The following is a 22,170-nucleotide window of genomic DNA, read 5'->3' as shown; positions in this document are numbered from 1 at the left end:
TTCCATGACCTATTGCGTTGGCCTGAAGATCGATCGCGGGCTCGTGTTCATGTCGGACACGCGCACCAATGCAGGCATGGATTCCATCTCTACCTTTCGCAAGATGCATGTCTGGGAAGAGCCGGGCGAGCGCGTCATCGTTTTGATGTCGGCGGGCAATCTGGCGACGACGCAGGCCGTGGTCAGCCTGCTTGACGAGCGCACCAAGGCGATCTCCGAAAGACATTCCACGCTGCTCGAAACGCCGTCGATGTACCAAACGGTCCGCATTGTTGGGGACACGGTCAAGGAGGTCATCGCCAATTCGTCACCCGCCGGCGAGAAGGCGGATTCCTACTTCAATGCGTCCTTCATCCTCGGCGGCCAGATCAAGGGCAGCGAGCCGCGCCTGTTCATGATCTATCCCGAAGGCAATTTCATCGAGTCGACCGACGACACGCCGTTTTTCCAGATCGGCGAGACCAAATACGGCAAACCTATCATCATCCGTGCCTATGAAAGGACGATGAGCCTTGCCGAGACGGTGAAGCTGCTTTTGGTGTCGTTCGATTCGACTTTGAAGTCGAACCTGTCCGTCGGCTTGCCGCTCGACCTGCTGTTCCTGGAGAAGGACGCCTTCAAGGTCGGATTGAAGAAGCGGATCGGCCAGGACGACCAGTATTACCGCACGATCTCCGACGGCTGGTCGAATGCGCTGAAGACGGCCTTTGCCAGCCTGCCGGATTTCCCGGGCTGAGGCGTGCGGCATCCGTTGTCGGCTGCATCTATTTCACGCGTTAAATAATAAGAGACCAGCCGCGATGGATGGTGGCGGTCGATCATGTCGGGAGGACAGGATGAACAACGATGATTTCCGGCAATGGTCGCGCCGCGCCGCCGACTGGGGCGCCGACTACCGCAATACGCTACGCGAGCGGCCGGTGCGGCCGCTGGTCGAACCGGGCGACATTTTTCGAAGCATTGAGGCTTCTCCGCCCGAAGACGCCGAGCCGATGGACCGGATCTTCGCCGACTTCGAAGAGAAGATCCTGCCGGGAATGACGCATTGGCAGCATCCCCGCTTCTTCGCCTATTTCCCGGCCAATGCGGCGCCGGCTTCGGTGGTGGCGGAATATCTGGTTTCGGCGATGGCCGCGCAATGCATGCTGTGGCAGACGTCACCGGCGGCGACCGAACTCGAAACGCGCACCGTCGACTGGATGCGCCAGGCGCTCGGCCTGCCCGAAGGGTTTTCCGGGGTGATCCAGGATTCAGCCTCGTCGGCGACACTGGCCGCGGTGCTGACCATGCGCGAACGGGCGCTCGACTGGCAAGGCAACAGACAAGGCCTGGCAGGGCAGGCGCGGCTGCGCATCTATTCCTCCGACCAGGTGCACACGTCGATCGACCGGGCGATCTGGGTGTCCGGCATCGGCGAGGACAATCTCGTGCGCATTCCGGTCGGCGGCCGCTTTCGCGCCATGGACACGGCGGCACTCGAGGCGGCAATCATCGCCGACAGGGAAGCCGGCATGCTGCCGGCCGGCATCATCGCTTGCGTCGGCGGCACCAGCACCGGCGGCACCGACGATATTGCAGCGGTTGTCGAGGTCGCACGGCGGCATGGGCTTTATCTTCACGTCGACGCCGCATGGGCGGGATCGGCGATGATCTGTCCGGAATATCGGCATTTCTGGACAGGCGTCGAAGGCGCCGATTCAATCGTTTTCAATCCGCACAAATGGCTGGGCGCCCAGTTCGACTGCTCTATCCAGTTCCTGCGCGATCCCGAAAGCCATGTGAGGACGCTGGCCATCAAGCCGGATTATCTGAAGACACACGGCCACGACGGCATCATCAACTATTCCGAATGGTCGGTGCCGCTTGGCAGGCGATTTCGCGCGCTGAAATTGTGGTTCCTGCTGCGCGCCCATGGCCTGGAAAATCTGCGCACGATGATCCGCAATCATGTCGGGTGGAGCGAAGCGCTGGCGGCGCGGCTGGCAAGGGAGCCGGATTTCGAGATCGTCAGCGAACCGATGCTGTCGTTGTTCTCGTTCCGACACAAGATCGCAAACGACGCGGACGAGCACAATCTGGCCCTGGTCAATGCGATCAACGATGATGGCCGCATCTACCTGACGCAGACGAAGGTCGATGGCAGGATCGCAATCCGGTTCCAGGTCGGCCAGTTCGAGGCGACCGCCGCCGATGTTGATACGGCCTTCACCGTCATCACGGAAATCGCGCGCGCAATGGATTGATCGGGCACAATCTGGTTTGCGTTCGTATTCACCTTGGCAATCACATGCATTTCATTAGCCGGCTCATGCCTTTTCATCGGTTTCGTTTTCGACTATAGACAAGAAAAACGAAAACGGGAGGTTGCCATGTATCTGTCGCCACGCCATGCCGAGATTATCCAGATGGCCAAGGATCATGGCCGCGTGCTGGTCGATGATCTGGCCACCCACTTCAATGTGACGCCGCAGACCATACGCAAGGACCTCAACGATTTGTGCGACCAGCGGCTGCTCTCGCGCATCCATGGCGGCGCGCTGTATCCCTCCGGCATCGAGAACATGGAATATGAGGCGAGACGCAAGATCGCCGCCGACGAGAAGGAGGCGATCGGCCGTGCGGCCGCCAGGCTGATCCCCGACAATGCCTCGCTGTTCATCAACATCGGCACCACAACCGAGTCGGTCAGCAAGGCGTTGCTCGATCACAACGGGCTCATGGTCATCACCAATAACATCAATGTTGCCAATAGGATGCGGATATATCCCTCGATCGAGGTGGTGATCGCCGGCGGGGTTGTGCGCGGTTCCGATGGCGGTGTGGTCGGCGAAGCGGCGGTCGACTTCATCAGGCAGTTCAAGGTCGACTATGCGGTGATCGGTGCATCCGCCATCGACCATGACGGCGCCTTGCTCGATTTCGATTTTCGCGAGGTCAAGGTGGCGCAGGCGATCATCGCCAATGCAAGGCATGTCATCCTGGTTTCCGACCAGACCAAATTCGAGCGAACCGCACCGGTGCGCATCGGCCATCTGTCGCAGGTCAACACCTTCATCACCGATCGTTGCGACATCCCGTCAGTGCGCAAGATCTGCCAGGAGGCCGAGGTTCAGTTGATCGAGACGTCGCTCGCCTAGGCGGTTTCTGCCCGATATCACGCGCTCGTGATATTTCGTTTGACATTCGTTATCATTTCGAAATAATTCCGACACGGTTTCGTAAAAGCCCAAAATGGTGCAATGCGAAATCGTTGGAGGAATTGTGGACGCATCTCCGATCCGTGACATTTTCGTCATAGGTGGCGGCATCAATGGCTGCGGCATTGCCCGTGATGCCGTCGGTCGTGGCTTTTCCGTGTTTCTCGCCGAGATGAACGACCTCGCCAGCGGAACCTCCTCGGGTTCGACCAAATTGATCCATGGCGGCCTGCGCTACCTCGAATTCTACGAATTCCGCCTGGTGCGAGAGGCGCTGATGGAGCGCGAGGTTTTGTGGAAGAACGCGCCGCACATCATCTGGCCGATGCGGTTCGTGCTGCCCTATGCCAAAGGCCTGCGTCCGGCCTGGCTGATCAGGCTCGGTCTCTTCCTCTACGATCACATTGGCGGGCGCAAATTGCTGCCCGCGACCCGGACGCTGGACATGGCCAGGGATCCGGCCGGCAAGCCTTTGAAGCCGCTGTTCAAGAAGGCCTTCGAATATTCGGATGGCTGGGTCAATGATGCACGGTTGGTGGCGCTGAACGCGCGTGATGCCGCCGACCGCGGCGCCACGGTCCGCACCCGCACGAAAGTGACCGGCGCGCGCCGCGAAAACGGCCTTTGGACGATCCAGATCGAGGATCTGCAGAGCGGCGAGACCGAGGAGATCAAGGCGCGACTGCTGGTCAATGCCGCCGGCCCCTGGGTCGATCATGTGCTGTCCGGCGTCGTCGGGCTGAACGATGTGCACAATGTCCGCCTCGTGCAGGGCAGCCACATTGTCATCGCCAGGAAGTTCGACGATCCACGCGCCTATTTCTTCCAGAACAAGGATGGCCGCATCATCTTCGCCATTCCCTATGAGGAAGAGTTCACACTGATCGGCACCACCGACCAGGATTATCCCGGCGATCCGCATGACGTGAAGATCAGCGACACCGAGATCGATTACCTCTGCGCCGCGGCAAGCGAATATTTCGCTCAGCCGGTCAAGCGCTCGGACATCGTCTGGACCTATTCGGCCGTCCGTCCGCTCTATGATGACGGAGCCTCCAAGGCGCAGGAAGCGACGCGCGACTACGTGCTCAAGGCCGATGGCGGCGAGGGCGCCGCCCCAATCGTCAATGCTTTTGGCGGCAAGATCACCACCTATCGCCGGCTGTCGGAATCGATGCTGGAAAAGATCGAGGGTTTTCTCGGCAAACGCGGCAAGCCATGGACGGCGAACGCGCCGTTGCCGGGCGGCGATTTCCCGGCCACCGGTTTCGATGCCCAAGTGGCGAAATTGAAAACCGCTTATCCATTCCTCGACGCGCGCCTGGCTCGCCGGCTGACCCGGCTCTATGGCACCCGCGCAAGGATGCTGCTGGGGCTGGCCAAATCGAACGTCGATCTCGGCCGCAACTTCGGCGCCGATCTCTACGAGGCCGAGGTGCGCTATCTCGTTCAAAACGAATGGGCGGTCACATCGGAAGATGTATTGTGGCGCCGGACCAAGCGCGGTCTGCATCTCAGCCGCGAGCAGGTGGCGGCGCTCGATGAGTTCATGCGCGGCATAAGCCGGCGCCATGTCGCGGCTGCCGAATGAAGAGGGGTTTGAGCTGATGCGGAAGGCCTGGGAGGAGGCGTCATGCTGGAACTGAGAAACGTGACCAAGGCGGTCGGCGCGGCCGAGCATATAAGCGACGTGTCGCTGACGCTCCAGCACGGCTCGCTCAACGTCCTGCTCGGACCTACGCTCTCCGGCAAGACCAGCCTGATGCGGCTGATGGCCGGCCTGGACGTGCCGACCTCCGGTTCGATCTGGTTCGACGGCCAGAATGTCACCGGCGTGCCGGTGCAGAAGCGCAAGATCGCCATGGTCTACCAGCAGTTCATCAATTATCCGGCGATGACCGTTTATGAGAACATCGCTTCGCCGCTCCGGGTGGCCGGCATCGAGCAGGCCAGGATCGACAGCCAGGTGCGTGAAGCCGCCGCTCTTCTCAAGCTGACGCCCTATCTCGACCGCACGCCGCTCAGCCTGTCGGGCGGCCAGCAGCAGCGCACCGCACTGGCGCGCGCCATCGTCAAGAACGCAAGCCTGGTGCTGCTCGATGAACCGCTCGCCAATCTCGACTACAAATTGCGCGAAGAACTGCGCGCCGAATTGCCCAGGATCTTCGCCGCCGCCGGCACCATCTTCGTCTACGCCACGACCGAGCCGCACGAGGCGCTGCTGCTCGGCGGCAACACGGCGACGCTTTCTGAAGGGCGGATCACTCAGTTCGGACCGACCATCGAGGTGTTCCGCAAGCCGGTAGATCTGGTGACAGCCAGGACGTTTTCCGATCCACCGCTCAACACCATCGTGCTCGCCAAGAAGGGTCGGGACTTCCTGCTCGAGGGCGGCGTGAACCTGCCGGTGCCGGCCGAGCTCTCCGGCATTGCCGATGCCATGTACACGATCGGTTTTCAGCCGCACCACCTGTCGCTCGAGCGGCCCAATGCGGCGGCGGTACCGGTGCGCGCCAAGGTGACGATCACCGAGATCACCGGATCGGAGAGCTTCATCCATCTCGATTTCGCCGATGCGCGCTGGGTCATGCTGACCCATGGTATCAGGCATTTCGAGCCGGACGAGGTGGTCGAGGTGTTCATCGATCCGCGCCACATCATGGTTTTCGACGAGCACGGCAGCGCCGTGACTGCGCCGAAGCTGGCGGCTTGAGGGCAAAGAGATGGCACGCATCGACGTCAACCATGTCAGGCATTCCTACCTGCCGAACCCGCAGAAGGATGCCGATTTCGCGCTACGGGAAGTGCATCATGTCTTCGAGGACGGCGGCGCCTATGCGCTGCTCGGGCCCTCCGGTTGCGGCAAGACCACGCTGCTCAACATCATTTCGGGATTGTTGCACCCCTCGCACGGCCAGTTGCTGTTCAACGGCAAGGACGTGACCAATTTGTCGACGCAGGAGCGCAACATCGCGCAGGTGTTCCAGTTCCCGGTCATCTACGACACCATGACCGTCTACGACAATCTGGCCTTCCCGCTGCGCAACCGCGGCGTGCCGGAAGCCGATGTCGATCGGAAGGTTCGCGAGACGCTGGAGATGATCGATCTGGCGTCGTGGGCGAAGAAGAAGGCGAGGGGCCTGACCGCCGACCAGAAGCAGAAGATCTCGCTCGGCCGCGGCCTGGTGCGCTCCGACGTCAACGCCATCCTTTTCGACGAGCCGCTGACCGTCATCGATCCGCACATGAAGTGGGTGCTGCGCTCGCAGCTGAAGCAGTTGCACCGCCGCTTTGGTTACACCATGGTCTATGTGACCCACGACCAGACCGAGGCGCTGACCTTCGCCGAGCAGGTCGTGGTCATGTATGATGGCGGCATCGTGCAGATCGGCACACCGGCCGAATTGTTCGAACGCCCGCGCCATACCTTCGTCGGTTATTTTATCGGCTCGCCGGGCATGAACGTCATGCCGGTGGCAATCGACGGCAAGACGGCGACGCTCGGCTCACAGCGCATCGAACTGCCGGGCGCGCCAAAGGCAGGCAGCGGCGCCGTCGAGCTCGGCATCCGTCCCGAATATGTCCGGCTCGGCCGCGAAGGCATGGCCGTGCAGGTCAGCAAGGTCGAGGATCTCGGCCGCCACAAGGTGGTGCGCGCCAAGCTCGAAGGCCGCGATATCTCTGCTGTGATCGGTGAGGACGAGACCCTGCCCGCCGATCCGAAGGTGCGGTTCGACCCGGCCGGCATCAACATCTATGCCGATTCCTGGCGTGTCGAGATGGAGGCCTAGATGGAGAAGACCTGGAACAACAAGGCCTGGTTCATGGTGCTGCCGGTCCTCCTGCTGGTGGCGTTCTCGGCGGTGATCCCGCTGATGACGGTGGTCAACTATTCGGTGCAGGACACGTTCGGAAACAACGTCTTCTTCTGGAACGGCTCGGACTGGTACACCGAGATCCTGGAGTCGGAACGCTTCTGGCTGTCGATGGTCCGCAACCTGATCTTTTCCGCAACCATCCTCGCCATCGAGATCCCGCTCGGCATCTTCATCGCTCTCAACATGCCCAAGAAAGGCTGGGGCGTGCCGGTCTGCCTGGTGCTGATGGCTCTGCCGCTGCTGATCCCGTGGAACGTCGTCGGCACGATTTGGCAGGTGTTCGGCCGCATCGACATCGGCCTGCTCGGCTATACGCTGTCGTCGCTCGGCTTCGACTACAACTACGTCAACGATCCGACCGACGCCTGGGTGACGGTCATCCTGATGGACGTATGGCACTGGACAAGCCTCGTCGTTCTGCTCTGCTACGCCGGACTGGTCTCGATCCCCGATGCCTTCTATCAGGCGGCCAAGATCGATGGTGCATCGCGCTGGGCAGTGTTCCGCTACATCCAGCTGCCGAAGATGAACCGCGTGCTTCTGATCGCGGTGCTGCTGCGCTTCATGGACTCATTCATGATCTACACCGAGCCGTTCGTCGTCACCGGCGGAGGTCCCGGCAATTCGACGACGTTCCTGTCGATAGACCTGGTCAAGATTGCCATCGGTCAGTTCGATCTCGGGCCGGCGGCCGCCATGTCGATCATCTACTTCCTGATCATCCTTTTGCTGTCTTGGGTGTTCTACACCGTCATGACCAATGTCGATGCGGAGCGCTGAGATGAGCGGCGCCAACGAAGGAACGACGAGGCAGGACCGAGTGCGTGAGACGGCGGTTTCGGACGGGCTCGCCAGCACATTGTCGCAGGACCAGCTTGCGCGGCTGATGCGCCGGCGCGGCGAAGAATCCCGGTTCTGGTGGTTGGTGCCGACGATCTACATCATCTTTCTGATGCTGCCGATCTACTGGCTGGTCAATATGAGCTTCAAGACCAATCAGGAGATTCTGGGCGCGTTTTCGCTGTGGCCGAAGAGCCCGACCCTGGCCAACTACATCGTGATCTTCACCGACCCGTCCTGGTACAAGGGCTACATCAATTCGATCATCTATGTCGTCATGAACATGGTGATCTCGGTTTCGGTGGCGCTGCCGGCTGCCTACGCTTTCTCGCGCTACCGGTTCCTCGGCGACAAGCACCTCTTCTTCTGGCTGTTGACCAACCGCATGGCGCCGCCGGCAGTGTTCGCGCTGCCATTCTTCCAGCTCTATTCGGCCTTCGGGCTGATCGACACGCATATCGCGGTGGCGCTGGCACACTGCCTGTTCAACGTGCCGCTGGCGGTGTGGATCCTCGAGGGTTTCATGTCCGGCGTGCCGAAGGAGATCGATGAGACCGCCTATATCGATGGCTACTCCTTCCCGCGCTTCTTCCTGAAAATCTTCATGCCGCTGATCGCCAGCGGCGTCGGCGTGGCCTGCTTCTTCTGCTTCATGTTCTCATGGGTCGAGCTGCTGATCGCGCGCACCTTGACCACGACCGCCGCCAAGCCGATCGCGGCGATCATGACGCGCACGGTCTCGGCCTCCGGGCTCGACTGGGGCGTGCTCGCCGCCGCCGGCGTGCTCACCATCCTTCCAGGCGCGCTCGTGATCTGGTTCGTCCGTAATTACATCGCCAAGGGCTTCGCCCTGGGGAGGGTATGACCATGAACCTCACCTGGATGGCATGGACGCTGCCAACGGCGATCTTTTTCATCACGATCCTGGTGCTGCTCTGTGGCATGGCGGTCTGGGAATACGCCTCGCCTGGCGGCAATCCCCGGGTCGGCGTCCTGCGCTTTGAGACGACGCGCGGCGACCGCCTCTTTGTTTCGCTGCTCGGCAGCGCCTTTATCCATCTCGCTTGGCTGGGTCTTGTCGGACCCAACCTGTGGTGGGCTCTCGCTCTCTCCGTAGTCTACGCCGTCGGCGTGTTCCGCTACGTATAGAGGGGGAAACTGTTGGAGCGACCGCGTGCCGACGACCGCTCCAGATCGCACTTGAAACTTGAAAAGTGGAGGAAACGAAATGCGAAGGCAATTTTTAACATCAACGACTGCGCTTGTCCTGCTCTGGGGAGCAGGCCAGGCCTATGCCGGAATGGACGAAGCCAAGACCTTCCTCGATACCGAAATCAAGGACTTGTCGACGCTCGATCGCGCCGGCCAGGAAGCCGAGCTGCAGTGGTTCATCGATGCCGCGAAGCCTTTCGCCGGCATGGACATCAAGGTGGTCTCCGAGACCATCGATACGCATAGCTATGAGTCCAAGGTTCTGGCGCCCGCTTTCACCGCGATCACCGGCATCAAGATCACCCACGACCTGATCGGGGAAGGCGATGTCGTCGAAAAGCTGCAGACGCAGATGCAGTCGGGCGAGAATATCTATGACGCCTACGTCAACGACTCCGACCTGATCGGCACGCACTGGCGCTACCAGCAGGCGCGCAGCCTGACCAAGTGGATGGCGAATGAGGGCAAGGACGTCACTAACCCCAACCTCGACCTCGCCGACTTCATCGGCACCAAGTTCACGACCGCTCCGGACGGCGACCTCTACCAGCTGCCCGACCAGCAGTTCGCGAATCTCTACTGGTTCCGCTACGACTGGTTCAACGACGAGAAGAACAAGGCCGATTTCAAGGCCAAGTACGGCTACGACCTCGGCGTTCCGGTCAACTGGTCGGCCTATGAGGACATCGCCGAGTTCTTCACCGGCCGCGAGATCGACGGCAAGAAGGTCTATGGCCACATGGACTACGGCAAGAAGGATCCGTCGCTCGGCTGGCGGTTCACCGATGCCTGGCTGTCCATGGCCGGCAATGGCGACAAGGGCCTGCCGAACGGTCTTCCGGTCGACGAATGGGGCATCAAGGTCAACGAGAAGTCGCAGCCTGTCGGCTCGTGCGTCGCGCGCGGCGGCGACACCAATGGCCCGGCTTCCGTGTATTCGATCCAGAAGTACCTGGATTGGCTGAAGGCCTATGCCCCGCCGGAAGCCCAAGGCATGACGTTCGGCGAATCCGGCCCCGTCCCGTCGCAGGGCACGGTCGCGCAGCAGATGTTCACTTACACCGCCTTCACTGCCTCCTTCGTCAAGGACGGGCTGCCGGTCGTGAACGCGGACGGCACCCCGAAATGGCGCTTTGCTCCCTCGCCGCATGGCGTCTACTGGAAGGACGGCATGAAGCTCGGCTACCAGGATGTGGGTTCATGGACGCTTCTCAAGTCCACGCCTGACGATCGCGCCAAGGCCGCCTGGCTCTATGCGCAGTTCGTGGTGTCGAAGACGGTCGACGTGAAGAAGAGCCATGTCGGCCTGACGCTCATCCGCGAGTCGACGATCCAGGACAAGAGCTTCACGGAACGCGCTCCGAAGCTCGGCGGCCTGATCGAGTTCTACCGCTCGCCGGCCCGTGTTCAGTGGTCGCCGACCGGAACGAACGTTCCGGACTATCCGAAGCTGGCACAGCTCTGGTGGCAGGCGATCGGCGATGCGTCGTCGGGTGCCAAGACGGCACAGGAGGCGATGGACTCGCTTTGCTCTGAGCAGGAAAAGGTCATGGAACGCCTGGAAAAGGCCGGCATCCAGGGCGACATCGGTCCGAAGATGGCCGAAGAGCATGACCTCGCCTACTGGAACGCCGACGCGGTCAAGAAGGGCAATCTCGCTCCTCAGCTGAAGATCGAGAACGAGAAGGAAAAGCCGGTCACCATCAATTACGACGAGCTGGTGAAGAGCTGGCAGAAGTAAGATTGTTCTAAGCGGGCGTCTGCGCCCGTATGACATTGGGGGGAGGCGGCATCTTGCCGTCTCCCCTGTTTGTGTAAAAGACTAAGCGGGGAGGCATAATGACCAGATATATCCTTGCCATCGACCAGGGCACGACTTCGACCCGGGCGATCCTGTTCGACGGCGAGATGAAGGTCGCCGGCAGTGGGCAAAAGGAATTCGCCCAGCACTATCCGGCCTCCGGCTGGGTCGAGCACGATCCGGAAGATATCTGGGCGAGTGTGGTGTCGACCGTGAAGGCGGCGCTGAAGAAGGCCGGCCGGAATGCTTCCGACGTGGCGGCACTCGGTATCACCAATCAGCGCGAAACAGTCGTCATCTGGGACAAGGCGACCGGCAAGCCGATCCACAATGCCATTGTCTGGCAGGACCGGCGCACCGCGCCGCTGTGCCAGAAACTCAAGAAGCAGGGCCTGGAAAAGACATTCACCAAGAAGACCGGCCTGCTGCTTGATCCCTATTTTTCCGGCACCAAAATCGCTTGGATACTGAACAAGGTGAAGGGTGCGAGAAAACGCGCCGAGAAAGGCGAACTGCTCGCGGGCACCATCGACAGCTTTTTGATCTGGCGGCTGACTGGCGGCAAGGTCCACGCCACGGACGCCACCAACGCCTCGCGCACGCTGGTCTACAACATCGCTGAGAATGCCTGGGACGACGAGCTGCTGTCGATCCTTAACATCCCAGCAAAAATGCTTCCCGAGGTGAAAGACTGCGCCGATGACTATGGAATCACGGAGAAAAATCTCTTTGGCGCCGAGATAAGAATCCTCGGTGTCGCCGGCGACCAGCACGCCGCGACCATCGGCCAGGCCTGCTTCGAGCCAGGCATGATGAAATCGACCTACGGCACCGGCTGTTTTGCGCTCCTCAACACAGGCAGCGACCTGGTGCGTTCGAAAAACCGGCTCTTGACCACCATTGCCTACAGGCTGAACGGCAAGACGACCTATGCGCTGGAAGGGTCGATCTTCATTGCCGGAGCGGCCGTGCAATGGCTGCGCGACGGCATTAAGGTGATCGGCAAGGCCGAGCAGAGCGGCAAACTGGCTGATGAAGCCGATGCGACCCAAAACGTCTATCTGGTGCCGGCCTTCGTCGGGCTCGGCGCGCCGCATTGGGACGCCGAGGCACGCGGCGCCATTTTCGGACTGACGCGCAATTCCGGCCCGGCGGAGTTTGCCCGCGCCGCGCTTGAATCCGTGGCCTACCAGACACGCGACCTGCTCGACGCCATGCGCAAGGACTGGAAGGGGGCTTCGGCCAAGACCGTGCTGCGGGTCGACGGCGGCATGGTGGCGTCGGACTGGACCATGCAGCGTCTGGCCGACATCCTCGATGCACCGGTCGACCGCCCGACCATTCTCGAGACGACCGCGCTCGGTGCAGCCTGGCTGGCCGGCTCGAAAGCTGGCGTTTGGCCGGATGCCAGGAAGTTCGCGAAGAGCTGGGCGCTGGAACGACGCTTCCAGCCGGACATGGATGGCTCCGTGCGCGTAGCCAAGCTCGCTGGTTGGCGCGATGCTGTGCGACGGACGTTGAGCGTGTCATAAACAGCCATCAGTGGTGGGTGATGGGGCGCGAGGAATGCAGCCAGATTGGTATCCTGCTTGGCGCGACGAGGCTATCGAACAGCTGAAGGCCAAAAATGCACGCTCGAACAAGGAGTTTCGCCTCGGCGATTGCTCGCGCTATGACTACGACCTGACGGCCGGAACGGTTCTGTTCTCGCAAGACCGGGTCGCCAAGGTGGTCACCGAGATCCAGATTGTCGGCTCAACGAGCACCGAGGCCGGCAACTGGCTGTGGGCTTGGGCAAATTCAAGCCTGCCCAGCGAGCTCCTCAGCGATGCAAAGCTGGCTCGATCCTTCGTAGAGCAGAATGGCATTGACGAACTGGCCCAAGCCTATGCGACGGATGCGGACAATGCGCTGGAAGTGGTTGGTTGGGAACTCAGTGCGGTGATGGCCCGTATCTGCAATGGGTTGGGTATCTATCGTTGTCCCAACAGAGAGGACGGCGGTGGCTTTTATCTGATGCTCAAGAGCATCAACTGGGCAAGTTGACGGCAACTGTTCTCGTCCGGCCAATCGATCAAAAGCCCGCGCCATTGCCGGCGCGAGCTCCACTCAACGTATCTCAGCTACTTAAACGCGCCTTGATCAGTAAGGCGACCGGCACTCCTTGCGAGGGCCGTAATTCGGCTGGAACGTGTTGTCCGAAGCACGGTAGCTGCGATAGCGATCGTAGCACCACTGGACGTGAGCGTTGCCTCCGTAGACGCGGTTGTTCTCGTTGTTGATGATGGCACCGGTGATCAGCGCGCCAGTCGCGAACGCCGCGAGCGGGAACCAATAATCGCCGTGACGACGGTAGCCGGGGCGATATTCGCGATAGCCGCGATGGCCGTTCCAATACGCGCCGCGATTGCGGGAAAAATTACGGTCGCGCGAAAAACTGCGGTCACGCGAAAAATTGCGATTGTAGCGGTCCTTGCGCCACTCCCGGTACTGGACTGTCTGCACATCCGGCACCGCGGCCTGGGATTGCGGCACATAGTTCGATTGGGCGTTAACCGACACTGCCTCCGCCGCAACGAATGTGGCGGAGAGAGTGGCCGCCAGCAGGCTCGTTGTGATTCTGTTCATTGGTCTTCTCCTCGATGGTTTTGGCGGACGTCCCTGTGCCGGGAAAACGAGCGGCGCATACAATTGTTCCCCAGACTGGATGCCGCTGTCGGGCAGAAATGCCAGTGTTCCCTTGGCTGTTCTCCCACCGATGGCGCAGCTGGCAAGTGTCGCGACAGGGCGAAGCCGCCCGTGTTTGCGAGCCCTTTTTTTCCGGTTGACCGGTCGAGGCACTCTCCCTATGTTCCGCGCAATTTCGAGGGCCGCCTTTCGCCCGCGGGAGCGCGTAGCTCAGCCGGTAGAGCAACTGACTTTTAATCAGTAGGTCATGGGTTCGAATCCCATCGCGCTCACCAAATCCACGCGATAAACTGTCACCCATCTCTCGGGAAGGGCACACCACAACCGGTGGGGAAGCCGTCAACGCTTCCAGAAATCGCGGTGCGGTGCGAGCATCTCGTCGGCGATTTCGGGGAAGGGGCCAAAGACCTCGATCTTTTTCTGGCCGGAATCGAGGACGGTGCGCGAAGAGAGGCTCATCGTCGGATTCTCCGCGTGATCCCCGGTGAGCGCCAGGAGTTCGGTCTCCTCGACCCCGTAAACCAGCCGCCCGATATTGGCCCAATACATCGTACCGGCGCACATGGCGCACGGCTCGAAGGTTGTGACCAGCGTGCATTGCCACAGGAACTCCGACTCGTAGGCTGCCGCGGCGCGCCGGGCGATCTCCGTCTCGGCGTGGCGCACCGTGTCGAGATTGCCTTGCCGCATCAGCACCCGATCGTCCGGCCCGACCAGCACGCAACCAAACGGATGATGCCCATGCGCCGCCGCCTCGCGCGCGACGGCATCGGCGGACCGCAGGTGGGCGAGCATCTGATCGCGGGTCATGGCAAGATCCTGTCATGCCGACATCCACCGATGAGCGGCTGAGCGAGATTGGTGCCAACGGACGCGAGTGGCAAGAGCCAACTTTTGCTTGAGACCTTTGCCTCGGGATATCAGACCTTTGCCCTACAATCGCCGGCCGGTCTTGGCGTCGAACAGATGAGCGCAGGCGCGGCAAAGCGGAAAGCCGGCTGAAAAGGCCATCCTCGCCGAGCTTCTCGAAGGAGTTCGGCGGCGCGAAAATGCGAACAGCGTCAGACGGAAGGCTCCCCGAACACCAGCGAAACATTCCCTCCGGCATGGCGCTCGAGGCGGCCGGCGAGGTCGAGTTCCAGCAGCACCATGAACACCTGGGCCGGGTGCAGGCGGGTGTGGCGGATGATCTCGTCGACCGCCACTGGCGTCGGGCCGAGCGCCTCGACGACGCGGGCGCGGTCGCTTTCGCCGGGCGGTGGTGTGGCCGAGAAGTCGGGCGGCTCTTCGAACGGCGGCACGTCGGGCGCCCGCATGCCGGTCAGCGGAGCGATCGCCCTGGAAATATCCGATGCCTCGGTGACCAGGGTGGCGCCATCCTTGAGTAGGCCGTTGGTACCGGCGGCGCGTGGATCGAGCGGTGAGCCTGGTACAGCGAAGACCAGTCGGCCCATTTCGCCGGCAAGCCTGGCGCTGATCAGGGAGCCCGAGCGTTGCGCTGCCTCGACCACCACCAGCCCAAGGACCGCACCCGCGACAAGGCGGTTGCGGCGCGGAAAATCCTGGGCGCGCGGCTGCCAGCCGAACGGCATTTCCGAGATGATGGCGCCACGCTCGGCGATTTCCTCGCACAGGCCGGCATTTTCAGGCGGGTAAGGCAGGTCGAGGCCGCCGGCCAGGACGCCGATCGTGCCGGTCGCCAGGCTGCCCTGATGCGCCGCCGTGTCGATGCCGCGCGCCAGGCCGGAGACGATAGCGTAGCCGTCGCGGCCGAGGTCGGCCGCCAGCATGCGTGCCATCTTGATGCCGGCCAGGGACGCGTTGCGTGCCCCAACGATGGCGACACCCGGCAGCCGAAAAACAGCTGCGTTGCCCTTTACCGCCAGCAACGGCGGCGGATGGTCCATGTTGCGCAATAGGGGTGGGTAATCTGCTTCACCGATCCCGACAAAGCGGGCGCCGGCCTTTCCGGCTAATTCCAGTTCGGCCTCGGCTTCGGCAACGGAAGGGATGCGAGCGATCCGGATGGCGCCGCCTGAAATCATCAGTTCCGGCAATATCTCCAGCGCCACCTCGGCCGAACCGAAACGGTTGATGAGGTCGCGAAAGGATGCGGGGCCGACATTCTTGGTGCGGATCAGCCGCAGCCAGCTCAGCCGCTGCCGGTCGCTGAGACGCGGCCCGGCGGCCGGCCCACTCACCACGGCGGCAGGCTCGCTCACCCCTTGGCTCCGATCTTGCCCTCGGTGCCGGCAAGCAGGCGCGAAATGTTTTCCCGGTGCTTGATGAAAACGATGATGCTCATCACCACGAACAAGGCCGCATTCTGCGGTGTGCTCAGGACGTAGAGGGCGATCGGCACGATGACCGCCGCCGTCAGCGCCGCCAGCGAGGAATAACGGAACAGGAAAGCCATCACCAGCCAGGCGACGGCAAAGATCAGCGCCACCTGCCAGGCAAGGCCGATCAGCACGCCGAGATAGGTGGCGACGCCCTTGCCGCCCTTGAAACCGAGCCAGACCGGGAAGAGATGACCGAGAAAGGCGCCGAGACCGGCCCAGATCGCCAGGTCAGGCGCGAAATGGCCTGCTATCAGCACGGCGACCGTGCCCTTCAGCGCGTCAAGCAGCAGCGTCGCGGCGGCAAGGGCCTTGTTGCCGGTGCGCAGAACATTGGTGGCACCGATATTGCCGGAGCCGATCTTGCGCACATCGCCAAGGCCGGCCGCGCGGGTGAGCAGGAGCCCGAACGGAATCGAGCCAAGCAAATAGCCGAACACGAGCGCTGGGATGAGGCTGTAAATCATTGTTTCCCCCGCATTTCCCCAGTTCGGCCGGATCAGGCGCGATGCGCCGTGGCCGGTTCAGGCGGAAAACACTGTGCGGCCCGCAACCAGCGTTTGCAAGACCTTGCCTTGCAGCCGCGCGCCTTCGAAACAGGTGTTTTTCGAGCGCGAACGAATGCCGCTTTCGCTGACGATCCAGGGCTCGTCGAGGTCGACAAGCGCAAGATCGGCGACAGCACCCGGCTTCAGCGTGCCGCCGGGCAGGCCGAACAGTTTTGCCGGAGCGGTGGACAGGGTTTCGATCAGCCGGAGCAACGGCACATCGCCATTGTGATAGAGCCGCAATGCCGCGCCCAGCAGCGTCTCCAGCCCGATGGCGCCGGCCGCCGCATCGGCAAAGGGCAGGCGCTTGGTGTCGACATCCTGCGGATCGTGCGAGGAGACGATGATGTCGATCGTGCCGTCCCTGACCGCTTCGATCATTGCCAGACGGTCTTCCTCAGCGCGCAAAGGTGGCGTCAGGCGGAAGAAGGTGCGGTATTCGCCGACATCGTTTTCATTGAGCGACAGATTGTGGATCGCCACGCCTGACGTCACCGTCGCCCCGTCGGCTTTCGCACGTGTGACGGCGTTTGCTGCCATCGCCGTCGAGATCTTTGCTGCATGGTACGAACCATGCGTCAGCCGCGCCAGGGCCAGATCGCGCTCCAGCGGGATGGATTCGGCTTCGCGCGGAATGCCGGAGAGGCCCAGCCAGCTGGCGTAGAGGCCCTCGTTCATCACGCCGGACGAACCGAGGTCCGCATCCTGCGTCTCATGCACGATGGTGGCGCCGAAGTCGCGTGCATAGGTCAGCGCGCGGCGCATCACCAGCGCGCTCGATATGGTGTGGCGGCCATCGGTAAAGGCGACGGCGCCTGCTTCGCGCAGCAGGCCGAACTCGGTCATTTCGCGCCCGTCGAGGCCCTTGGTGATCGCCGCCGCTGGAAAGACGTTGACGATGGCCGTGTCCTTGGCCGTGCGCAGCACGAACTCGACCAGCGCCACATTGTCGATCACCGGATCGGTGTCGGGCATCATGACGATGGAGGTGACGCCGCCGGCCGCCGCCGCGACACTTGCCGACGCGATAGTCTCGCGATGCTCGCCGCCCGGTTCACCGATGAAGACCCGGCCGTCGATCAGGCCTGGAATGATCGCCTTGCCGGCGCAGTCGATAACGGTTGCGCCCTCGGGCGCGCCCTGGTTTAGCGCCGCCTTGCCGGCGGCAACGATCTTACGGCCGTCGACGATGACGGCGCCGACTTCGTCGATGCCGCGCGACGGGTCGACGATGCGGGCGCGCTCGAAGACCGTTATGCTCATGCGCCGCGGCCTTCATGATTGCGGCGCGGGTCAAGCAGCGCTTCCATGACGGCCATGCGCACGGCGACGCCCATTTCGACCTGTTCCTGGATGACGCTCTGCGGACCGTCGGCGATTTCCGAGGCGATCTCGACGCCGCGGTTCATCGGCCCGGGGTGCATCACCAGCGCATCGCCCTTGGCCGCCTTCAGTTTTTCCGCATCGAGGCCGAAATAGCGGAAATACTCGCGCACCGAAGGCACGAACGCGCCTTCCATGCGCTCGCGCTGCAGGCGCAGCATCATCACCACATCGGCGTCCTTGAGGCCCTCGGCCATCGAGCGGGTGACGATGACGCCCATCTTCTCGATGCCGGTGGGCAGAAGCGTCGACGGTGCGACGACGCGCACCTGCGCGCCGAGCGCGTTGAGCAGCATGATGTTGGAACGTGCCACGCGCGAATGCAGGATGTCGCCGCAGATTGCCACGATGAGCTTCGACAGCGGGCCCTTGGCGCGACGAATGGTCAGCGCATCGAGCAGCGCCTGTGTCGGGTGTTCATGCGCGCCGTCGCCGGCATTGACGACGGAGCAGCCGACCTTCTGCGCCAGAAGCGCGGCCGCACCGGCCGATTGGTGACGGATGATCAATATGTCGGGCCGCATCGCATTCAGCGTCATCGCCGTATCGATGAGCGTTTCGCCCTTCTTCACCGAAGAACTCGCAACCGACATGTTCATCACATCGGCGCCGAGCCGCTTTCCGGCCAACTCGAACGACGACTGCGTGCGCGTCGAGGCTTCATAAAAGAGGTTGATCTGTGTGCGGCCGCGCAGCGTCGAGGTTTTCTTCTCGGACTGCCGCGAGATCGCGACCGCTCGGTCCGCCCTGTCGAGCAACAGCTCGATATCGGCGGGGGAAAGGTCGCGGATGCCCAGAAGATGGCGATGAGGATAGGGGGACGAAGCGTCGGTCATCTCAAGGCGCTGCTATAGGGTGGAGACTTTGCGGCTGCAAGCGCCAGCTTTGCATTGCAGCCGTTCTCCTCAATTTTTTCGTATAGATGGCCGATTGTATCGGCCGGTATTTTCATCGCGCGCGCTGCATGGCTTGGCTATATCTAGCCGACAGCCTCGGATTCGTGGCTTTCTGACGATAGAGGGATTGGGCGTGACCGACGACGTGACGAACCAGCCGCCGCCGCTGACGGGCGGCAACGCCTGGCGGGGCGATCCGTTGCTGATCCAGCTCGCGGAGCGTTTTTCCGATCCGGTGCGCAAAGATCTCGACGGTCTCGGCCGCTTCGTGCTGACGCAGGAGGCGCAGGAACTGGCGCGCCTCGCCAATGTCGAGACGCCGAAGCTCAGGACGCATGATCGCCAGGGACGGCGCATCGACGTGGTCGAGTTCCATCCCGCCTATCACGCCTTGATGCGCCGCTCTGTGGCCAACGGGCTGCATTCCTCGGTGTGGGAGAACGGCGACACCGAGATCGGCCGCCGCCATCAAGTCCGTGCCGCCCGGTTTTATCTGACGGCGGAGCTCGAGACCGGGCATCTGTGCCCCATCACCATGACCAACGCTTCGCTGGCGGCCTTGATGGCCAGCCCAAAACTGTTTCGCGAATGGGCGCCGCGCGTGACGACGCGCAAATACGACCAGAGCCAGAAACCGCCGGTCGAGAAGACCGGGCTGACGCTCGGCATGGGCATGACCGAGAAGCAGGGCGGCACCGATGTGCGCGCCAATGTGACGAGGGCGGAACGCGCCGGCAGCGGTTTTTATCGTCTGACGGGGCACAAATGGTTCATGTCGGCGCCGATGTCGGATGCGTTCCTGGTGCTGGCGCAGGCGCCGGAGGGGCTGTCGTGCTTCCTCGTGCCGCGCGTTCTCGGTGACGGTTCGGGCAACGGCTTCCGCTTTCAGCGACTGAAGGACAAGCTCGGCAACCGTTCCAACGCCTCCTCCGAAGTCGAATTCGTCAATGCCATCGGCGAGATGGTCGGCGAACCCGGTGCCGGTGTGAAGACGATCATGGACATGGTCACCCTGACCCGGCTCGATTGTGCCATCGCCTCGTCGGCGATCATGCGCGCGGGCCTCGCCGAGGCCGTTCACCACGCCCGCCATCGCCAGGTGTTCGGTTCGACCCTGATCGAGCAGCCGTTGATGCAGCGCGTTCTGGCCGACATGGCGCTCGACGTCGCCGCCGCCACCGCGCTGTCGTTCCGGCTGGCGCGGTCCTTCGACGAGGCGGCCAGCGATCGCGGCGAGGCGGCGTTTGCCCGGGCCATGACGCCGGTCGTCAAATACTGGGTCTGCAAGATCGCGCCCCCGCTGCTCTATGAGGCGATGGAGTGCCTAGGCGGCAACGGCTACGTCGAGGAGGCGCCACTCGCCCGCTACTATCGCGAGGCCCCGGTCAACGCGATCTGGGAAGGCTCGGGCAATGTCATGGCGCTTGATGTGCTGCGCGTGCTCGGCCGTGCGCCCGGCCTGTTCGAGGATGTGCTGGCCGGCATCGACCGTGATCTCGGCGCCGGCGGACGCGGCACGATCGGCGTTCTGAAGGCGGCGATGCAGGTTGCCTCAACCGACGAAGGTTCGGCCCGGCTGCTGACCGAGCAGTTGGCACTGTCGGCTGCGGCGGCGGAATTGCGCCGCCTGGGGGCAGGGCGGATCGCCGACGCTTTCGTCGAGACGCGTTTGGCCGGCCAATGGCGCAACACCTATGGCATGATCGATTCGCGCCACGATGCACGCATGATCATCGACACGCTCTATCCGCCGGTGAACTGAGCGGCGAGCATCGCAAAAATCGGCGCCATCCACAGTTTTGACGCGTTGGCGGCATCCTCACGCGTATGGCTAATCACTGTTAACCTTAACAAATGGTTTCCGTTGCGATGGCGGACGGCAAGGCCCACTGTCCCGGCGCGAGCAGGGAATGGTTCAGATTGGCCGTCTCTTGCTTTGCGAAGCAGGAACACCGATGCGACAGGTACTGACCTCTTTTCTGGCCTTGCACTGGGCGATTGTTTTCGCCCTGCTTGCGCTCATCTGCATCGACGGAAACCGGGGTGTGGCGGCGGCACTCGGCGTGCTGGGCACCACAATCGAGGGTACCCGCTTCGTCGACCTCGACAATTTCGTTGTCGTGGCGCCGCTCGCCACCGCATTGCTTGTCGTCGCGGTTCTGTTTTTCTGGGCCTTTGTCGAAGCCCTGGTCAACGACGCGACCAGTCCCGGCGCCGACAGCGTCGCCCGCATCGCCTTCATCTGCGCGTCCGGCATGTTGTCGCTGATCGTCATCGGAGGTGCTGCGCAAGGCATCAACGGGCTGTTCATGGCGGTTGCCGTGCAGCTGACGGCACTTCTGGCGTCCTATGTCGCCATGCTTGCCGAGCGGCGGTCCGTGGTTGTGGCAGCGGCTTCCGGCGAAAGCGAGATCCATGCCGTCGCGCATGACATGGCAAAAGCCGCGGCTCACAATTCGCTGCTCTCACTCATATCAGGCCGAACGGTCTCCAAGACCGGCTCCAATCACAGGGGAGGCCGCTGATGCGTTACATCTTCGGGTTCTGGGCGGCGCCGATGGCGATTTTCTGGGGCTGGTTCTATCTGTCGGCCAACGACATCAATTTCGGCTACACGATGCTCAGCCGACAGATGCACGACTTCTTCTTCCAGCTCTATGGTCAGATGCTCGGCATCGATCCGGCGATCATTCCCGGCATGGTGGCGAAGACGTGCGTCTTCGACGGGTTGCTGCTGATGGCGCTTTGGGCTTTCCGCCGTCGCCGCGAAATCGCCGGCTGGGTCAAACAGCGCTGGGCGGGTCCGGTTCCGTTCGAGCGGATGCGTGGAGCGACTGAAGCCGGTCCAAAACTCCCTGCAGAATAAACGCGGCTGCCGCCGAATCGATCTTGCCGGCGCGCTTGCGGCGCGAGAAATCCATCTCGATCAGCGTCCTTTCGGCCGCGACCGTCGATAGTCTCTCATCCCAGAGCACGAAGGGCAGGTCGCTCATCTGGGCCATGTTGCGAACGAAGGCGCGCGATTTCTGCGCACGCGGACCTTCCGAACCGTCCATGTTGATCGGCAGCCCAATCACCACCGCGCCGGCATTCTCCTTCCGCAGCAAGGCGAGCAGCACCGCCGCATCGAGCGAGAATTTCCTTCGCATGATGACCGGGCGCGGATGGGCGAAGGAAAATCTCTGATCCGAGACCGCGACGCCGATCGTCTTGTCGCCGAGGTCAAGTCCCGCCAGCGTCTTGCCGCCGGTCAGCCGCGCCGGCAATTCCTCGATCGTGATAATGCCCACCGGCCGTCCTTCGCCTTTCACCACCACGTGTTTTGTCAAACGCGTGGTGGACACAGTAACCCTTTGATCTCGGGGCCGTCGGCGTTCTATCCTTTGGC

At 62.3% G+C, this 22,170-nt stretch carries 22 protein-coding genes and 1 tRNA gene; 16 read left to right on the top strand and 7 right to left on the bottom strand.

Going from position 1 to position 22,170, the window contains the following annotated elements:
- The first annotated feature begins 4 nt into the window (after positions 1 to 4).
- From AC0L24_RS09690 to AC0L24_RS09635, 12 genes are all read left to right on the top strand, one after another.
- Positions 5 to 736, top strand: a complete 732-nt coding sequence (locus AC0L24_RS09690) for a proteasome-type protease (RefSeq protein WP_027036708.1) — start codon at positions 5 to 7, stop codon at positions 734 to 736.
- Between the two features lie 100 nt (positions 737 to 836).
- On the top strand, positions 837 to 2,243 hold the full coding sequence (locus AC0L24_RS09685) for a pyridoxal phosphate-dependent decarboxylase family protein (RefSeq protein WP_473563668.1): 1,407 nt from the start codon (positions 837 to 839) through the stop codon (positions 2,241 to 2,243).
- A 126-nt stretch (positions 2,244 to 2,369) separates the two neighbouring features.
- Entirely contained in the window at positions 2,370 to 3,137 is a 768-nt protein-coding gene (locus AC0L24_RS09680) for a DeoR/GlpR family DNA-binding transcription regulator (protein WP_127258922.1), read from the top strand.
- Between the two features lie 124 nt (positions 3,138 to 3,261).
- Positions 3,262 to 4,788 carry a glycerol-3-phosphate dehydrogenase gene (gene glpD, locus AC0L24_RS09675; RefSeq protein WP_127395663.1) on the top strand — a complete coding sequence of 509 codons (1,527 nt, stop codon included), beginning with the start codon at positions 3,262 to 3,264 and terminating at the stop codon, positions 4,786 to 4,788.
- 42 nt (positions 4,789 to 4,830) lie between these two features.
- Positions 4,831 to 5,910, top strand: a complete 1,080-nt coding sequence (locus tag AC0L24_RS09670) for an ABC transporter ATP-binding protein (protein WP_127327329.1) — start codon at positions 4,831 to 4,833, stop codon at positions 5,908 to 5,910.
- A gap of 10 nt (positions 5,911 to 5,920) precedes the next feature.
- The gene (locus tag AC0L24_RS09665; protein ID WP_023812976.1) at positions 5,921 to 6,988 is read left to right on the top strand and encodes an ABC transporter ATP-binding protein; all 1,068 of its coding nucleotides are present in this window, start codon (positions 5,921 to 5,923) and stop codon (positions 6,986 to 6,988) included.
- Positions 6,989 to 7,855 (top strand): carbohydrate ABC transporter permease, encoded by an 867-nt coding sequence (locus tag AC0L24_RS09660; protein ID WP_127272310.1) that lies wholly within the window; start codon positions 6,989 to 6,991, stop codon positions 7,853 to 7,855.
- 1 nt (position 7,856) lies between these two features.
- The gene (locus AC0L24_RS09655; protein ID WP_027036701.1) at positions 7,857 to 8,780 is read left to right on the top strand and encodes a carbohydrate ABC transporter permease; all 924 of its coding nucleotides are present in this window, start codon (positions 7,857 to 7,859) and stop codon (positions 8,778 to 8,780) included.
- Between the two features lie 2 nt (positions 8,781 to 8,782).
- A complete protein-coding gene (locus AC0L24_RS09650) occupies positions 8,783 to 9,064 on the top strand; it encodes a DUF2160 domain-containing protein (protein ID WP_127269597.1) in 282 nt (93 codons plus the stop codon).
- Positions 9,065 to 9,143: 79 nt separating this feature from the next.
- Positions 9,144 to 10,868: an ABC transporter substrate-binding protein gene (locus tag AC0L24_RS09645; RefSeq protein ID WP_127321930.1), complete on the top strand. Its 1,725-nt coding sequence runs from the start codon at positions 9,144 to 9,146 to the stop codon at positions 10,866 to 10,868.
- Between the two features lie 98 nt (positions 10,869 to 10,966).
- Entirely contained in the window at positions 10,967 to 12,460 is a 1,494-nt protein-coding gene (gene glpK / locus AC0L24_RS09640; protein WP_127810484.1) for a glycerol kinase GlpK, read from the top strand.
- A gap of 34 nt (positions 12,461 to 12,494) precedes the next feature.
- The gene (locus AC0L24_RS09635) at positions 12,495 to 12,974 is read left to right on the top strand and encodes a DUF6882 domain-containing protein (RefSeq protein WP_127810483.1); all 480 of its coding nucleotides are present in this window, start codon (positions 12,495 to 12,497) and stop codon (positions 12,972 to 12,974) included.
- Positions 12,975 to 13,070: 96 nt separating this feature from the next.
- On the opposite strand, the gene AC0L24_RS09630 is transcribed toward AC0L24_RS09635, so the two are convergent.
- On the bottom strand, positions 13,071 to 13,556 hold the full coding sequence (locus AC0L24_RS09630; protein WP_127810482.1) for a BA14K family protein: 486 nt from the start codon (positions 13,554 to 13,556) through the stop codon (positions 13,071 to 13,073).
- A gap of 259 nt (positions 13,557 to 13,815) precedes the next feature.
- On the opposite strand from AC0L24_RS09630, the gene AC0L24_RS09625 reads away from it, so the two are divergent.
- A tRNA-Lys gene (locus AC0L24_RS09625) sits at positions 13,816 to 13,891 on the top strand.
- A gap of 64 nt (positions 13,892 to 13,955) precedes the next feature.
- Here the strand turns inward: AC0L24_RS09625 and AC0L24_RS09620 are convergent.
- From AC0L24_RS09620 to AC0L24_RS09600, 5 genes are all read right to left on the bottom strand, one after another.
- The gene (locus AC0L24_RS09620; RefSeq protein WP_127810481.1) at positions 13,956 to 14,426 is read right to left on the bottom strand and encodes a nucleoside deaminase; all 471 of its coding nucleotides are present in this window, start codon (positions 14,424 to 14,426) and stop codon (positions 13,956 to 13,958) included.
- A gap of 251 nt (positions 14,427 to 14,677) precedes the next feature.
- Positions 14,678 to 15,817, bottom strand: a complete 1,140-nt coding sequence (gene dprA / locus AC0L24_RS09615; RefSeq protein WP_473563712.1) for a DNA-processing protein DprA — start codon at positions 15,815 to 15,817, stop codon at positions 14,678 to 14,680.
- 17 nt (positions 15,818 to 15,834) lie between these two features.
- Positions 15,835 to 16,422, bottom strand: coding sequence for a glycerol-3-phosphate 1-O-acyltransferase PlsY (gene plsY, locus AC0L24_RS09610; RefSeq protein ID WP_127810480.1), 588 nt, complete (start codon positions 16,420 to 16,422; stop codon positions 15,835 to 15,837).
- Positions 16,423 to 16,479: 57 nt separating this feature from the next.
- Positions 16,480 to 17,766: a dihydroorotase gene (locus AC0L24_RS09605; RefSeq protein WP_127810479.1), complete on the bottom strand. Its 1,287-nt coding sequence runs from the start codon at positions 17,764 to 17,766 to the stop codon at positions 16,480 to 16,482.
- The gene (locus AC0L24_RS09600; RefSeq protein ID WP_127327334.1) at positions 17,763 to 18,722 is read right to left on the bottom strand and encodes an aspartate carbamoyltransferase catalytic subunit; all 960 of its coding nucleotides are present in this window, start codon (positions 18,720 to 18,722) and stop codon (positions 17,763 to 17,765) included. The genes AC0L24_RS09605 and AC0L24_RS09600 overlap by 4 nt, the downstream gene beginning before the upstream one ends.
- Positions 18,723 to 18,915: 193 nt before the next feature.
- On the opposite strand from AC0L24_RS09600, the gene AC0L24_RS09595 reads away from it, so the two are divergent.
- The 3 genes from AC0L24_RS09595 (at position 18,916) to AC0L24_RS09585 (ending at position 21,648) form a co-directional block, all read left to right on the top strand.
- Positions 18,916 to 20,544 carry a DNA alkylation response protein gene (locus tag AC0L24_RS09595; protein ID WP_027036690.1) on the top strand — a complete coding sequence of 543 codons (1,629 nt, stop codon included), beginning with the start codon at positions 18,916 to 18,918 and terminating at the stop codon, positions 20,542 to 20,544.
- A gap of 193 nt (positions 20,545 to 20,737) precedes the next feature.
- Positions 20,738 to 21,307 carry a hypothetical protein gene (locus tag AC0L24_RS09590; RefSeq protein ID WP_127810477.1) on the top strand — a complete coding sequence of 190 codons (570 nt, stop codon included), beginning with the start codon at positions 20,738 to 20,740 and terminating at the stop codon, positions 21,305 to 21,307.
- Positions 21,307 to 21,648, top strand: a complete 342-nt coding sequence (locus AC0L24_RS09585; RefSeq protein ID WP_127272493.1) for a DUF6105 family protein — start codon at positions 21,307 to 21,309, stop codon at positions 21,646 to 21,648. The genes AC0L24_RS09590 and AC0L24_RS09585 overlap by 1 nt, the downstream gene beginning before the upstream one ends.
- Here AC0L24_RS09585 and ruvX read toward each other — a convergent pair.
- Complete coding sequence (gene ruvX / locus AC0L24_RS09580; RefSeq protein ID WP_023812961.1) at positions 21,566 to 22,072, bottom strand: Holliday junction resolvase RuvX; 507 nt, start codon at positions 22,070 to 22,072, stop codon at positions 21,566 to 21,568. The two genes, AC0L24_RS09585 and ruvX, sit on opposite strands and share 83 nt — an antisense overlap.
- Between the last annotated feature and the right edge of the window lie 98 nt (positions 22,073 to 22,170).

The sequence above is a fragment of the Mesorhizobium sp. WSM4809 genome (assembly GCF_055811655.1).
Note: the sequence above shows the minus strand (reverse complement) of the source record. Positions and strands in the feature narration are given on the sequence as shown.